This is a genomic window from Amycolatopsis sp. lyj-346, assembly GCF_046548975.1.
Lineage (GTDB): Bacteria > Actinomycetota > Actinomycetes > Mycobacteriales > Pseudonocardiaceae > Amycolatopsis.
In genome coordinates this window covers 1-14,114 of sequence record NZ_JAJPWT010000024.1, presented here as the reverse complement: position 1 = coordinate 14,114, position 14,114 = coordinate 1, and the positions used below count along the sequence as shown (strand labels likewise).

At 69.4% G+C, this 14,114-nt stretch carries 8 protein-coding genes and 1 pseudogene; 2 read left to right on the top strand and 7 right to left on the bottom strand.

The window, feature by feature from the left end; genetic code table 11:
• Window positions 1-102 precede the first annotated feature (102 nt).
• Window positions 103-1,395: a Na+/H+ antiporter NhaA gene (gene nhaA, locus ACLJQE_RS41660; RefSeq protein WP_410645294.1), complete on the top strand. Its 1,293-nt coding sequence runs from the start codon at window positions 103-105 to the stop codon at window positions 1,393-1,395.
• An 8-nt stretch (window positions 1,396-1,403) separates the two neighbouring features.
• Here the strand turns inward: nhaA and ACLJQE_RS41655 are convergent, their stop codons facing one another.
• From ACLJQE_RS41655 to ACLJQE_RS41625, 7 genes are all read right to left on the bottom strand, one after another.
• Window positions 1,404-2,156: a DUF4142 domain-containing protein gene (locus ACLJQE_RS41655; protein ID WP_410645293.1), complete on the bottom strand. Its 753-nt coding sequence runs from the start codon at window positions 2,154-2,156 to the stop codon at window positions 1,404-1,406.
• Window positions 2,157-2,373: 217 nt separating this feature from the next.
• Window positions 2,374-5,427, bottom strand: a complete 3,054-nt coding sequence (locus ACLJQE_RS41650; RefSeq protein ID WP_410645292.1) for an RICIN domain-containing protein — start codon at window positions 5,425-5,427, stop codon at window positions 2,374-2,376.
• 565 nt (window positions 5,428-5,992) lie between these two features.
• The gene (locus ACLJQE_RS41645; RefSeq protein ID WP_410645397.1) at window positions 5,993-7,465 is read right to left on the bottom strand and encodes an arabinofuranosidase catalytic domain-containing protein; all 1,473 of its coding nucleotides are present in this window, start codon (window positions 7,463-7,465) and stop codon (window positions 5,993-5,995) included.
• 301 nt (window positions 7,466-7,766) lie between these two features.
• Window positions 7,767-9,197, bottom strand: coding sequence for an ATP-binding protein (locus ACLJQE_RS41640; protein ID WP_410645291.1), 1,431 nt, complete (start codon window positions 9,195-9,197; stop codon window positions 7,767-7,769).
• Window positions 9,194-9,883 carry a response regulator transcription factor gene (locus tag ACLJQE_RS41635; RefSeq protein WP_410645396.1) on the bottom strand — a complete coding sequence of 230 codons (690 nt, stop codon included), beginning with the start codon at window positions 9,881-9,883 and terminating at the stop codon, window positions 9,194-9,196. Before ACLJQE_RS41635 ends, ACLJQE_RS41640 begins: the two co-directional genes overlap by 4 nt.
• Window positions 9,884-9,968: 85 nt before the next feature.
• Window positions 9,969-12,122, bottom strand: coding sequence for an ArnT family glycosyltransferase (locus ACLJQE_RS41630; protein ID WP_410645290.1), 2,154 nt, complete (start codon window positions 12,120-12,122; stop codon window positions 9,969-9,971).
• A 43-nt stretch (window positions 12,123-12,165) separates the two neighbouring features.
• Window positions 12,166-13,419, bottom strand: coding sequence for a glycosyltransferase (locus ACLJQE_RS41625; RefSeq protein WP_410645289.1), 1,254 nt, complete (start codon window positions 13,417-13,419; stop codon window positions 12,166-12,168).
• A gap of 477 nt (window positions 13,420-13,896) precedes the next feature.
• Here ACLJQE_RS41625 and ACLJQE_RS41620 point away from each other — a divergent pair.
• Window positions 13,897-14,114: pseudogene (locus ACLJQE_RS41620) on the top strand (endoglucanase); the annotation flags it as partial.

Genomic DNA, 14,114 nt, shown 5'->3' with positions numbered 1-14,114 from the left:
ACCCCCGCGGCAACCCCCACAGCCTGGTCGGCGAACGAGCCGGACCACACCCGGAGGAGTCCATGACCACAGTGTCTGCAGCTACGCCCCACCCGGCGTCCCATGAATGACCGCAACGCACGTCCTGCCCGGCTTCTGGACCGGGGATCGTGGCCTGAGACCCAGCGGGTCGCGGAGATCCTCCGCAAGGAGACCGTGGGCGGAGTCCTGCTCCTCGTCGGCGCCGTCCTGGCCCTCGTGTGGGCCAACTTGCCCTGGTCCGACTCGTACGAGGCGCTGCGTGAGATCAGGGTCGGCCCGGCCGCGCTGCATCTGGACCTGACCCTGGCATCCTGGGCCGAAGACGGATTGCTCGCGATCTTCTTCTTCGTCGCCGGCCTGGAAGTCAAACGCGAGTTCGTCGCCGGCGACCTGCGCGACCCACGCCGCGCGGCCGTCCCGGTCGCCGCCGCCGTCGGCGGGGTCGTCGTGCCGGCGCTGGTCTACACCGCGGTCAACCTCGGCGACTCCGCGGCTCTGGGCGGCTGGGCGATCCCGACCGCCACCGACATCGCGTTCGCCCTGGCCGTGCTCGCCGTGATCGGCCACCACCTGCCCTCGGCGCTGCGCACCTTCCTGCTCACGCTAGCCGTCGTCGACGACCTGCTCGCCATCGTGATCATCGCCGTCTTCTACACCCGCGAGCTCTCGGTCGGCCCGCTGCTGCTGGCGCTGCTGCCCTTGGCCGCGTTCACGGTGCTGGTGCAGCGCCGGGTGCGGTCGTGGTGGCTGCTGCTGCCCCTGGCCGCGACCACGTGGGCGCTGGTGCACGCCTCCGGCATCCATGCCACCGTGGCCGGGGTTCTGCTGGGGTTCGCGGTGCCGGTGATCCGCAAGCACGGCAACGGACCGGGCCTGGCGGAGCACTTCGAGCACCGGTTCCGGCCGATCTCGGCGGCGGTGGCGGTGCCGGTGTTCGCGTTCTTCGCCGCCGGTGTCACCGTCGGTGGCCTCGGCGGTCTGGCCACCTCGCTGGTCGATCCGGTCGCGCTGGGTATCGTGCTCGCGCTCGTGCTCGGCAAGACGATCGGCATCACCGGCGCCACCTACCTGGTGTCCCGGTTCACCCACGCCGAACTCCACGACGACCTCACCTGGACCGACGTGCTCGGACTCGCCGTACTGGGCGGCATCGGGTTCACCGTCTCCCTGCTGATCGGCGACCTCGCCTTCGGCGCCGGCAGCGAAAGCGGAGAACACGCCAAGATCGCGATCCTGGTGGGTTCTCTGCTCGCCGGCCTGATCGCCACCGGGATCCTCAGCGCGCGCAACCGGGTTCACCGACGAATCTGCGCCGAGGAGTCGGTGGACTCCGATCACGACGGCATCCCGGACGTCCACCAACGCGAAAACTGACAAGGTCGCTATTTGGCGGGCCGGGGTGCGACAGCGGCGCCGACTTCGTCGAGAGTCTCGGTCGTGACCAGGCCGGTGTCTTCGAGGACTTCCATGTGGTCCATGACGGTTTGGTTGGCCTGGCGGGCCAGGCGCCGGACGAGGTCGTTCTGGGTGCTGGCGCGGACTTCGGCGATGGTGGCGAAGATCTTGCCGTGGGACGACCGGAGCAGGCTGACGAAGAGCTCGTCGAACTGCAGCCCCTGAGCGTTCGTCATCTGGCGGACCCAGCCCTGTTGCTCGGCGGTGGCCTGGTCGGGGAGCTGCACGCCGGTGATGGCCGCGTCTTCGCGGACGAGCTGGTCCAGGGTCGAGTGACCGTCGAGCAGGTGCATGCCGGCTCGCTTGACGGCTTCGCTGCTGGCGTGCGTCTGTGCGAGGCGTCCGGCGGGGATTTCCCACAGTCCGGCTTGCCGCACCTTGACCAGGAAGGTTTTGTCCACCTCGGTGAGTGGTCCCGTATTTCCGGCGGGCGAGGCTGCTTCCGGGGCGGAGCCGGCGTGCGCGCCGACGTGCACACCTGTGTCCGGAGCTTGGCTGGTCTGGGTGGCGCTGCTGTTCGCGATCGCTACTGAGCCCACACCGAGCGCGCTGGCGGCAACTACGCCGACGATGATTGCCCGGGCTTTGTCGTGCGGGTCATTCCGCGGTGGTTGGGCATGGATTTCCTTCCGGTGAAGCTCGGTCCCGGTGAGGGTGCCCGCCGTGGGGATGGCAGGCACGGCGGGCACCCTCGGCGGGGTCAGGCGTTGCAGGTCTTGTTGCGGTTGATGCAGTTGACGACCTGGTTCATGAGGCGTTGGGACATGACGTTGGCGAAGTCGTCGTGGTCGGACAGCGGGTTGTGGTCTTCCTGGGGGTGACCGGTCCCGGTCGGAGGTTCGAGTGGTGGTCACCGGCCCGGCGCGGTGGTGAACGCGCGCCGGGCCGGGAGATCCGTCACGCGGGGACGAATTGCCACTGCTGGTTGGCGCCGGTGCCGGCCGTGTACTGCGCGACCTTGGCGCCGTCGCTGGTGTCCCAGTTGTAGTCGTCCGCCACCAGCCCGCTGTCGTGGCTGATGATGGTGAAGTACCCGTCGCCCGTGGGCCGCAGGTACCACTGCTGGTTGGTGCCACCGCTGGGGGTCCACTGCTGGAGCTGGAGCCCGAGTGTCGTGGAGTAGCCGTTGACGTCGAGCGCTTTTCCGGTGGGCACGTAGATCAGCGTGTAGGCACCTCCGGGGGCGGCGTTGACGGTCCAGGCACCGCCACTCGTCCGTTGGACGGCCAACGCGCCGTCGTTGGCCGCGTCGCCGGCGATGGCGAGCGGCTTGCCGCTGTTGCGGTTGACGATGCGGTAGTTCGTGCCCGCCGCGGGTTGATTGGAGATTTCGAAGCGGTCGATGGTGGCCCAGTCGTGCGTCGCGGCGGATTGCTGGGTGCCGGTGACGCGCACGCGGATCGTGTGCGTGCCGGAGGTGAGCCGGGGGCTGGACCAGACCGCGACGTCACCGGTGCGCGTCGCCGAGTACTCGTCGACCAGCGTCTCGGACCCGCCGTCGATGGAGACGCCCACGATGCCGTGGCTCGGCGCGGTCACGGCGTGCAGCGTGACGCCGGTACCGACGAAGCTCAGCGTCGCCGTGTCGCCCGTGACGTCACTGTAGGAGTTGGTGCCGGCGTACAGGCTGGTCTCGCCGCTCGTGTGACCCCAGCTGCCGGTGTAGGTCACCGGGGAGCCGGCGTCGTCCACACTGGACGTCGGGTTGCCCAGGTTGAGGTACTCGACGTCGTCGGTGAAGGTGGTGCTGCCCGACTTCGTGGTCGACAGCGTCAGGTACACGCGGGAGCCGGTGGCCGGCGCGGTGAACGAGATCGGATGGGTGACCCGGGAGCCCAGCGGGATGGTGAGGGGGGAGCTCCCGGACGCGACGACCGCGCCGTCGGGCTGGTCGAGGTGCGCAGTCCAGCCGAGGGTGACGGAGGTGTTGGTGAAGTCGTCGTTGAAGACGGTGATGTTCCGGGTGATGGCGCTGTTGTGGGCGTAGGTGTCCACCGCCTGCGGGAGCGGGAAGGTGCCGTTCGCGTCCGACTTGCCGGAGGCCGACCAGTAGGGCAGGTCGATTGCGGCGACGGGGTTGAACGCGGCCTGGATCCGCTGGATCTGCGGGTTGCTCCACGGGTCGGTCAGGTTGTCCTCACCGTAGACGGGGTGGCCGCCCTCTTCGGGGACGAAGTCGGTGCTCCGCACGCCGGGCACGAAACTGGCCCAGCCGGACAGCAGGGTATACGGGCGCAGATCGGCGGCGTCCTTGGCGCGCTTGGCGGCGGTGGCCGTGGCAAACCACTCGAAGCCCTGCTTGGTGTTGGACTTGTCCCAGACGTATTCGCCCTCGCCGTCGGGCCGGCCGGCCAAGGTGGCGCGCGCTTCGCCGTACGCGCCGATGCCGTCGAGGTAGTGGGAGAAGACGGCGAAGTTGCCGTTCAGCATGTTCGGGTACGGGTTGGTGTTCCAGGCAGTGTCGACGCTGACCGGCCGGGTGCCGTCGTTGCCGTTCATTGCCGCGTACAGGTCCTTTTCGAACGCTTCGGAGTCGAAGGTGCTGAGGTCCGCTTCGTTGCTCTGGCTCCAGCGGATGATCGCAGGGTGGTTGCGGTCGCGCAGGGTCAGTGCCTTGGCGTGGTTGACCATGTTGTCGTGCCCGGCGACGAAGTCCTGGCAGCTGCAGGTGCCGCGGATCGCCGTCTCGTCGATGACCATCAGGCCCATCTCGTCGGCCACGTCGAGCATGTACGGGCTGGCCGGCTCCTGGTGGATGCGGACCACGTTGTAGTTGAGCCGTTGGTAGTTGTCCACCGCCTTCGGCCAGCCGCCATTGCCCGCGGACGGCGGAAGGAAGCCGGGCAGCGTGTCGTAGGCGTCGCCCTTGCCGCCGTTGTCGATCCGGTCGTAGTCCGCGCCCTGCAGGCTGTCACCGCGGAAGTTCACGCGCACGCCGTTGAGGTAGTAGTACTCGCCGTTCTGGGTGCTCTCCCGGAACCCGAACCGGTAGGACGTGTCGCTGGTCCGGCCGTCGTCGGTGGAGGTGTGCACCGACAGCCGGTGCAGCTGGGCGCGGTACCCGGCGCGATAGGGGACGTTCGGCCACCAGAACGAGGCGGAGCCGAGGTTCCACGCCACCGGGCCGACCGTCACCTTGGCGGTCGAGCGGGCGGCCACGGTGACCGTGCGGCTGGGCAGTGCAGGGTAGCTGAACGACGTGCCGTTGTCCGAGGCGAGCGTGCCGGTGAGCGTCACGGACCGCGCGCTGCCGGAGGTGTTCGTTACGGACACGTCGTAGCTGAGGGTTTGGTTGGCCACGGAGGTGCGGACGAACGTGTCGCTGACGTACACCGCGGGGTATACGCGCAGGAACGCCGAGCGGTAGATGCCCTGGGGGATGGCCTCGGACCAGTTGGCGGCGTCGGGGACCAGGGTCTGGTTCCCGTTCTTCAGTGCGTAGCGGCCCTTGACGTTCACGCTGATCGTGTGGGTGGTGCCGGGGGCGGCGAAGGCGGAGATGTCGAAGTTCGACGGCGTGAATGAGGTGGTCTGGGTGGCGACCACCCGCCCGTCCACCGACAGCGTCGCCTGGTGGTTCACCGCGCCGAATTCGATCCACGCGGACTGCGGCTGCCCCGTGTTCGGCACGGTCACGGTTCGTGAATACGTCGCCTCGTTCACGTCGGTGAAGCCCTGCTTGTACCAGCCACCACCGGGCACGGAGATCGTGGTCGCCGCCCGGCCGGCGGGGGTGAAGCTCCACCGCCCGGCCAGATCGACCGACGCGAGCGCCCCGTTGCCGGCGGCGACCCCGTCGAGGGCGGTGGAAGACGTCGCGGGGGCCACCTGGGCGACGGCTGATGGGCTCGCGACCCACGCCTGCACCCCGGCAACGGCAAGCGCCGCCGTGGCCATCGCCATCCACGTGGTGAAGCGACGAGGACGCGCCGACCGAGTCTGATGCCACATGAGGCCGCTCCTTATCTCCATTGACCGCAGGAATGTTATCGCTCACATTCGGGCGGCGGAAGCCTCAGATTTCCCCGGCCCGGGAGCCACGATCAGCGCTCGACCGGGCCGCCTCCGGGGCGTCGTCCCGGCCGGTTCCGAACCCAAAGGACCAGTACAGCGGGGGCGCGTGGGGCTTCGACAACACCCGCCGAAGAGTGGCGAGAGGCCGCCTTCCTTCAGTCCGCGTCGTCTTCCGATGGTGTTAGCGCTAACCTCATGCCCGGTACGCGGCTCGGATCAGGGTTGCCGGCCGTCCGGCCTCGCTGCTGAACGGGATGAGCTGGTGACGGGTGCCGCGCCGCCGCATCGGGCGGTGACCGGCTCGTGCTGGATCAGGATCCGGACCACGCGCCGTGGGGCTGCTTTCGCGGAGCGGGGCGAGCACCGCGGCCTCGGCGCGGGCGTGCTCGGTCAGCAGTTCGGGCGGCACCCGGTGCCCGGCGCGCTCCAGCGCGCCGCGGCGACCCGGCGTTGGCCACGACCACGTCCAAGCTCCTCGGTGCCCGCCGCGACCGTCGTGTGGTCAACCGCGCAGGCTCCACCGTTGGTTCGTCCCTCCGTTGCACGACCAGAGGATGATCTTCGTGCCGCCGGCCGTTGCGGCGCCGCTGGCGTCCAGGCAAAGGCCGGACTGAACGCCGGTGATGGTGCCGTTCGAATTGACGTTCCACTGTTGGTTCGCCTGGCCGTGGCAGTCCCAGATGATCACCTGGGTGCCGGCGGTGGTGCCCTGGCCGTTGGCGTCGAGGCACTTGCTGCCGTAAACCTGCAGCTTTCGGTCGGCGGTGGTGGTCCAGCGCTGCCGGTCGGCGCTCTGGCAGTCCGCCAGCTGCACCTGGGTTCCGTTGGTGGTGGAGCTGTTCGGCACCTCGACGCACCGGCCGGACTGGCTGCCCACGATCTGGGCGCCTTGTGGCGGGTTTCCGCCGGGCGGCGCGTACTGGGCGGCGGTGATGTTGGCTTGCACGGCCTCTTCGGTGGCGTTCGACGGGTAGCCGGAGGTCAGGACGCCTTCGTAGAAGGTGCCGGCGCCGGAAACGCTGTTGTCCCCGCCGATGCCGAGCAGGATCGCGCCCTGTTTCTTCATCGGGTGGTAGCCGTTGGGGCGTGGCCCGTCGAATACGGTCGACAAGCCGCCCGACTGCGCGTTTCCGCTCCGGATGGCCCAGTGGTTGGGTTCGCCCTTGACGATGGCGGTCACGAAGCGGTGGTTGATGGTCGGGTTCGGGTTGTGGCCCGGGTTGACGCCGGAGAACAGCCCCCACTCCAGGTCGGCCATGACCCAGGGGCCGGGGCCGTCGCCGTAACCCCACTGCCGGTCGGCTCCGAAGTAGACGGTCTCCATGATGGCGGGCGAGTCGGCCTGGTTGTTCGTCTGTGCGTTGCCGTAGTCGAAGCAGCACCAGTTGTTGTAGTGGGCGCCGTCGACGACGGCGTAGATGCCCTCCGGCTGATCACCGGTGGCGACGCCGTTGGTCCTGTTGTTGCGGTAGCCGGTACCGGGTGAGATGTAGACGCCGTACGCCTTCCGCCCGCCGACCGTGGTCGGGGCCGCCGTCGCGTTGGCGAGGTTGTCCCATCCGCCGGGGGCGGGGCCGGGCCAGGTGCCGGGGGGCGCCTGCGTGAGGTGGTTGCTCCGGCCGGACTGGTCGTAGACGACGGTGATGAGGCACGTCGTGCCGGCGCAGAAGGCGTCTTGGGTGGCGGCGTTGGCCGTACCGCCCGCGCTGAGCACGCCGATGTCGCGCGTGGTGCTGTCCGAGGACCGCCTGACCTGGTAGAGCGGGCCGTTGTAGGTGCCGTACAGCGCCCGGGTGGTGCTGTGCGCGGCCACGCACAGTGTGCCGCCCGAGGCGTAGATGTCGCATGGTCCCGTCGTGGCGGCTTGGGCGACGGGAAGAGCGGGTGCTCCCACGGTGACGGCAAGCGCGAATGTGGTGGCGACGGCGGCCGTGAGGCGAGCGGGAGCGGAAAAGGCAGTTCGCCGTTGAACCATGACGACTCCGAACGAATCGGTAGTACTCGAATCGGTTCGACTAGACAACGAACGATACGCCGTCTCTGGCTGCTGCAGCAAGAATCGAACTTGTCGAATCGGTTCGCGCCGCCCCACCGGGGTTCGCCGTCAGGATGCCGGAGGGGAGGTGGCAGCTGTCAAGCTTCTCCGGGCCAAGGTGAATTCCGTTGCTCCGTACCGAAATTCGGCCGGGCCGGAGGTGCTGACCCGGGAAACTTTCACCGCGTCCCTGATCGGTCACCCGGTCCTGATCACCATGGCAAGACCTGCATCAGGCTGTTCACGAGGCTCCCGCCGGCCGGTGAGGGGATTCCTCCGGCGCGCCGGTCTCCTTGACGGGCAGCTCGATGTGGATGTGGGTGCCGGTGCCCACGGGGGAATCGATCGTGACCGTTCCGCCGTGGGCGGCGATGGTGTCGGCGACGATCGCGAGCCCGAGCCCGGAGCCGGGCATTGCACGGGCTTCGGGGGCACGCCAGAACCGGTCGAACACGTGCTTGCGGTCGTCCGCGGGAATTCCCGGCCCTTCGTCGGTGACGGAGATCCAGCCGGGCTCCGACTCGACCGCGATCGTCGATCCGGCCGGGGCGAACTTGATCGCGTTGTCGAGCAGGTTGACCACGCAGCGCTCGAGCGCGCCCGCATCACCCACGGTGGACCATTCAGCGGCCTCGACGTCGATGTGGTGCCTGGTGGACCGACTTGCCGCGCGCCGTACCGCCCGCTCGATGACGGTGTGGATCCGGACCGGCAGGCGATCGAGGGTGCGCTGGTCCTTGGCGAGGATGACCAGTTCGGTCACCAGTTCGGTGAACTCCTTGCTTTGGGACTGGAGGCTGGCGATCAGCTGGCGCCGGTGAGCTTCGGGCAGGGGCCGGCGCGCGTTCTCGCTCCGGGCAAGCAGGTCGATATTGGTGCGCAGGCTGGTCAGTGGCGTGCGGAGTTCGTGAGCGGCATCGGTGACGAGGTCGCGTTGACGGCGCCGGGATTCGGTGAGGGCGTCCGTCATCGCGGCGAAGGCTCGCCCGAGCCGGCCGGCCTCGTCCCGGCCGCTGACGTCGACCGGCGTCTCCAGGTCTTGGGTGCGGGCGATGTGTTCGGCGGTATTGGTCAGCCGTTCCATGGGCCGCAGGGCTTGGCGGGTGAGCAGGAGCCCTGCGGTGCCGGCCACGGCGACGCCGATGAGGGACACGGCGAGCAGCGCCGCGCGCAGGCCGGCGAGAGCGTTGTCGATGTCCGCCACGCTGCGGCTGGTGATCAGCATTGCGTCGCTGCCGAACGGTCGCACCATGGCTCGTACGGCGATCCCGCCGGCGGTGACCCCGTCACGCAACGTCGGTGCGGTGACGGTGAGATCGGCGGCGTCGGTGAGGACCGGGTCGACTCCGTCGGGCACGCAGGTGGAGCCGTCCCGGCGGAGGAACTGGAGGCCTTCGACGAATCGCTGAAGCGGCTTCCCCGCTGCGGTCTTCCGGCACATGGTCTCGAGGTCGGGGAAAGGCGGTGTCCCGTCGGCCGCGCCGGGCGCGGGCGGGATCGGCGCCCGGGTCAGCGTGTTGTCGAGCTGGGTGCGGAGGTTGTGTTCGGTGACCAGCCAGGTGATGACGCTGACCCCGGAGATGGCCAGAGCGACCACGAGGGCGGTGGTCAGCGCGATCCGGCTGCGCAGGAGCAGCCGTCGTTCGCGGGCCGGACGACGTCGGCGCGTCATCCAGGATCACGCAGGACGTAGCCGACGCCGCGGGCGGTGTGGATGAGCCGGGAGCCCCCGTCGGCCTCGAGCTTGCGGCGCAGGTAGCCGACGTAGACGTCGAGGCTGTTCGTCGCGGGTTCGTGGCCCCAGATCTGTTGTTGCAGGTGAGCGCGGCTCTGCACCCGGCGAGGTTCGGCCAGCAGCTGAGCCAGCAGCTCGAACTCCGTCGGGGTGAGCGTGAGCGCGTGCCCGCCGCGGTTGGCCTCCCGGGTCGCGAGGTCGAGCTCCAGGTCACCGAACCGCAGTACGTGCCGGGCCGGCACGGCGCCGGCCGGTCGAGTCCGGCGGGTCAGCGCGCGGAGCCGGGCGAGCAGCTCTTCCAGGGCGAACGGCTTCATCAGGTAGTCGTCGGCGCCGGCGTCGAGTCCGGTGATGCGGTCGCCGAGGCCGTCCCGGGCGGTCAGCATCAGCACCGGCATGCGCTCGCCCGCGGCACGCAGGTTCCGGCATGCTTCGAGGCCGTCGGTGCCCGGCATCATCACGTCCATGATCACCAGCTCGGGACGCAGGGCGGTGGGCCCGGTGCACCGGTGGACGGCTTCCGCGCCGTCGGCGACGGTATCCACGTCGTAGCCTTCGAATTCGAGACTGCGTTGCAGGCTGTCGCGCACGTCGGGATCGTCGTCGACCACCAGGACCCGCAGGGTGATCACCTCATTCGCTTGCGCGTCCTCATGGTAGGGACCGTTCCGCCACCCGGCGAGGCGGAACGGTCCCGTTCGGGTGACCTCAGGCGTGGCACTCGCGCAGCGTCGACGAGTCGGTGCCACCGTAGGTCGCGGGAGCGATCTTGGTGCAGTGCTGCTCGATCCACTGCGAGCGGGTACCGGCCGTCCCGCCGGCCCGGCCGAACATGCCGCCCGGGCCGCCGGCCCCCATGCTGGAGGACGGGCTCAGGACGAACTTCAGGGTGCCGTCGGCGACCCAGCGCTGCAACTGCCCGACCGACGGGGAGTCGTCGGTTCCGCTGAACCCGCCCATGCCGATGACGGTGTCGTCCGAGCCGAGGATGTAGGGCGCCGCCATCATCGCGGAGCCGTCCACCGCGAGCGTGATCGCCGCGCCACCGCCGTGCTGTTCGGCATAGGCGAGAGCTTTGCGCTGCTCCGTGCCGAGCTCCGCGGCACCATCGATCGGGTTCCCGGCCATCCCGGCGCCCGGGCCGACGGCGTCCCCGGGCATGCCGCCGCCCGGCTGCCGCGGTACCTGGCCCCCGGTGGGCATTCCGGGGAACTGCCCGTTCGAGGGAAAACCACCGGTACCCGACGGGAGGCCCGGCAGCTGTCCCTGCCGCATGCCGCCACCCATTCGCCCGGCGCCGGGAAAACCGCCGCCCGGGCCCGCGGCCGGGATGTTCCCGTTGTCCCTGCCGGTGGTGGCCGTCGCCACTGACCACGCTCCCGGGGCAGCCAGCGCCGCGACGAGGCCGATCAGCACGGCCGGGCGCAGGGCCCGGCGGAACTGCGCCGGGGCGCTCTTGGCGACGGCCAAACCCGCGACGGCCAGCACCGTGGCGGCCGGCACGATCCAGCGGAGCCAGCCGAGATAGCCGGTGTCGCGGGACACCAGGACGAAGGCCCACCCTCCGGTGATCGCGATCGCGGCCGGCAGGAGGAGCCAGGCCGTGCCGCTCGGGGCGCGGTAGGACCGCCAGAACATCGCCAGGCCGGCGGCGGCGAGCGCGGCGATCGCCGGAGCGAGCATCGTGGTGTAGTAAGAGTGCCAAATTCCCTGCGCGTAGCTGAACACGACAGCGGTGACCACCAGCCAGCTGCCCCACATGATCCGGATTCCGCGTGCGGCCCGGTCCGTGGCCGTCCTGGTGGCGATGCTGCGGATTCCGCCCACGCTGAACACCACGATCACCAGCAGAGCGAGGGGGAGCAGCCAGCTGATCTGGCCGCCGACGTCGGCGCCGAACATCCGGCCGGGACCGATGTTGCCGCCGAACATGCCACCCATTCCCCCCGTGGGCAGTTCCATCCCGGCCGGCAGTTCCACGCCCGACGGTGGCGCGCCTCCGCCGGGCATGCCCTCGCCGCCGAAGATCCGGCCGAAGCCGTTGTAACCGAAGATCAGGTCGAGGGCGCTGCCGTCGGTGCTCCCACCGATGTAGGGCTTCTCGCCCGGCCACAGGTCGACCAGCGCGACCCACCAGAACGACGACGCGACCAGGACGGCGGCTGCCGCCAGGACGTCGACGACGCGGCGTTTGACGGGTGCGCCGCTACCGGCGAGGTAGGCCGCGGCGAATCCGGGAACCACGATCCAGGCCTGCAGCATCTTGGTGACGAACCCGCAGCCGATGAAGAACGCGCACCACAGCAGCCAGCGGGTCCGTGGCCGGCTCTCGGTGGCCTGGACGGAGCGGGTGAAAGCGTAGGCCGCGGCCACGAGCAGCAGGACCAGCAGCGTGTCCGGGTTGTTGTCCCGGTTGATCGCCACGGTGATCGGGGTCAGGGTGAGGATCAGGGCGGCCAGCAGCGCCACGTGCTCGCCCGCCCACCGGCGCACCGTGCGGTGCAGCAGGAGCACCGCGGCCACGCCCTCGAGGACCTGCGGCACCAACAGCGCCCAGCCGTGGAACCCGAACACCCAGGTCGACACCACCTGTGGCCACAGGCTCATCGGTGGTTTGTCCACGGTGAACACGCCGTAGGGGTCGAACGAGCCGAACAAGAAGTTCGTCAAGCTCGGCGACATCGACTTCACCGCCGCCGAGTAGTAGGAGTTGCCCAGCCGGCCGTCGGCGATGCCCCAGGCGTAGAGGATCGCCGCTCCCACGCAGATCCCGGCGAGCGCCCACGGCTGCCATCGCCGTCGTGGGCGCACCGGCGGATCGGGATCCCGCGTCGCGTGGATGTCGGTCGTCCTGGTAGACAAGTCTTCTCCTTTGTGACGGGCGGATCAGGCTGTTGGAAGGGGTTCAGATCGTGGGTTCGGCGGTGCTGGTGAACACCCAGCCGCGCAGCAACAGGAAGCGCCCGATGGTGCCGACCACCGAAGCGGTGGCCAGTACCAGTACTTCCACCAGCGGCGAAGGCGCGGCGACGAGCGCGTGCAGCCCGAGCAAGGCGCCCGAGGTGAAGGCGTAGTACAGGCCGAACACGACCAAGCCCTTCAGGTGCGCCCGGTCGGCACCGCCGCGGCGCCTGGCGAAGGTGAACCTTCGGTTCGCCTCGGTGTTGAACAGCGTGCACAGGACGAGCGCCAGCAGGTTCGCCACCAGCACGGGCAGCCACTGCCGCAGCAACGTGTACAGCACCAGGTTCGCCACGGTGGACAGCACGCCGATCACGGCGAACGACATGACCTGCCAGGTCATCGTGGGATTCCCGGGGCCGGTCACCGCGTCCGGGTGGGCCGCGCGTGGCTCGGGCCGCCGGGGCAGATCCGGGATGCGTGCCGTGCCCACGGCCTTCGCCCGCGCGACCCGGATCAGCCCCCGGAGATCATCGCGGGCGGTCGAGACAACATCCACCCGGCTGTCGACGTCCTCCACCCAGTCCACCGGTACCTCGTGGATGCGGAGTCCGTTGTGTTCGGCCAGCAGGAGCAGTTCGGTGTCGAAGAACCAGGCGTCGTCCTCCACGTGGTCGAGCAGCTGCCGCACGACGTCGGTGCGGGCCGCCTTGAAGCCGCATTGGGCATCGGAGAACCGCGCGCCGTGGGTCCACTTGATCACGGTGTTGTAAGCACGGGAGACGAGTTCCCGCTTCGGACCTCGGACGGTCCGTGAGCCGGGGGCCAGCCGCGATCCGATCGCCAGGTCCGAATGGCCGTTGACCAGCGGCGTCACCAACGGCAGCAGGGCGTCCAGGCCGGTGGACAGATCGACGTCCATGTAGACGACGACGTCGGCCGTGCTTTCGCGCCATGATTCCTTCAGTGCGTGGCCGCGGCCCTTGCGTTCCAGGCGCACCGCGCGCACCCGCTCGAACTGGGCGGACAGCTCCATCGCCAGTTCGAAGGTGCCGTCGGTGCTGGCGTTGTCGACGATGGTGATCGAAGCCGGGAAGGGAAATTCCCGAGCCAGGAAGTCGTCCAGCACCCGCACGCAGCCCGGCAACGACCGGACCTCGTTGTACACCGGTATGACGATGTCCACGGTCGCCGTCGAGAGCGTCGCCGTGGTGCCGGGTGCTGCGGATTCCGCCCCGGTTGCCCTGTTCGCCGTCATCATCACCAATCTCTTGCCGCCCAGCCGGACAGGCCGGCGCCGTCCGGCGCCGCCGGATCAAGTACCTCCCGCGTACGTGAAACCACGCTCTGGGCAACCTGAAAAGATCATGAGAAGCGCGGGGAACTCCGCGCCGGGGCCTTGCCATGTCGTCCACTGTGAAATTTTCAGGTATCAGCATCACCCGACCTGCCGGATTTCGTGGCAGGGAGCGGGAATCGGATCCCAGTACAGAGCAACGAAATCGCTGCCGTTCCCGGCGGGCTATCGGTCGGTCGCCGGTGACGGGGCATGGTCCGTGAAAGGACCGATGGTTGCGGAAACTTGACGGATGTCCCCGGTCCCTCCAGCATGCTGTCGGCCAATGAAAAATGTCCGTGCGCTGGATCGGGTGGAGGCGTCGTGGTGGGTTCTTGGCGGTGGCGGAAACGACGGTCGATTACCGCTCTCGGCTTGGCGGCGTCTCTCGTGGCCGTCATGCTCACGGACCAGACGGCCGCGGCGGCAGGCACGGGGTCCGCGCTGTCGGTGGACGTGTCCGCCGCCCGGCACGCGATCAGCCCCGGCATCTACGGCCTGAACGGCGGTGATCCGGCGTTCAACGCCGAGATCGGCCAGTCGGTGGCGCGCTGGGGCGGCAACGCTTCCAGCCGCTACAACTTCAAGAACCACACCTACAACACCGGCAGCGACTG

Excerpts from the sequence above, each read along its gene's own strand:
- ACLJQE_RS41625 (WP_410645289.1), bottom strand. The coding sequence starts at position 13,419 with ATGACGGCGAACAGGGCAACCGGGGCGGAATCCGCAGCACCCGGCACC.
- nhaA (WP_410645294.1), top strand. The coding sequence starts at position 103 with ATGAATGACCGCAACGCACGTCCTGCCCGGCTTCTGGACCGGGGATCG.
- ACLJQE_RS41640 (WP_410645291.1), bottom strand. The coding sequence starts at position 9,197 with ATGACGCGCCGACGTCGTCCGGCCCGCGAACGACGGCTGCTCCTGCGC.
- ACLJQE_RS41650 (WP_410645292.1), bottom strand. The coding sequence starts at position 5,427 with ATGTGGCATCAGACTCGGTCGGCGCGTCCTCGTCGCTTCACCACGTGG.
- ACLJQE_RS41645 (WP_410645397.1), bottom strand. The coding sequence starts at position 7,465 with ATGGTTCAACGGCGAACTGCCTTTTCCGCTCCCGCTCGCCTCACGGCC.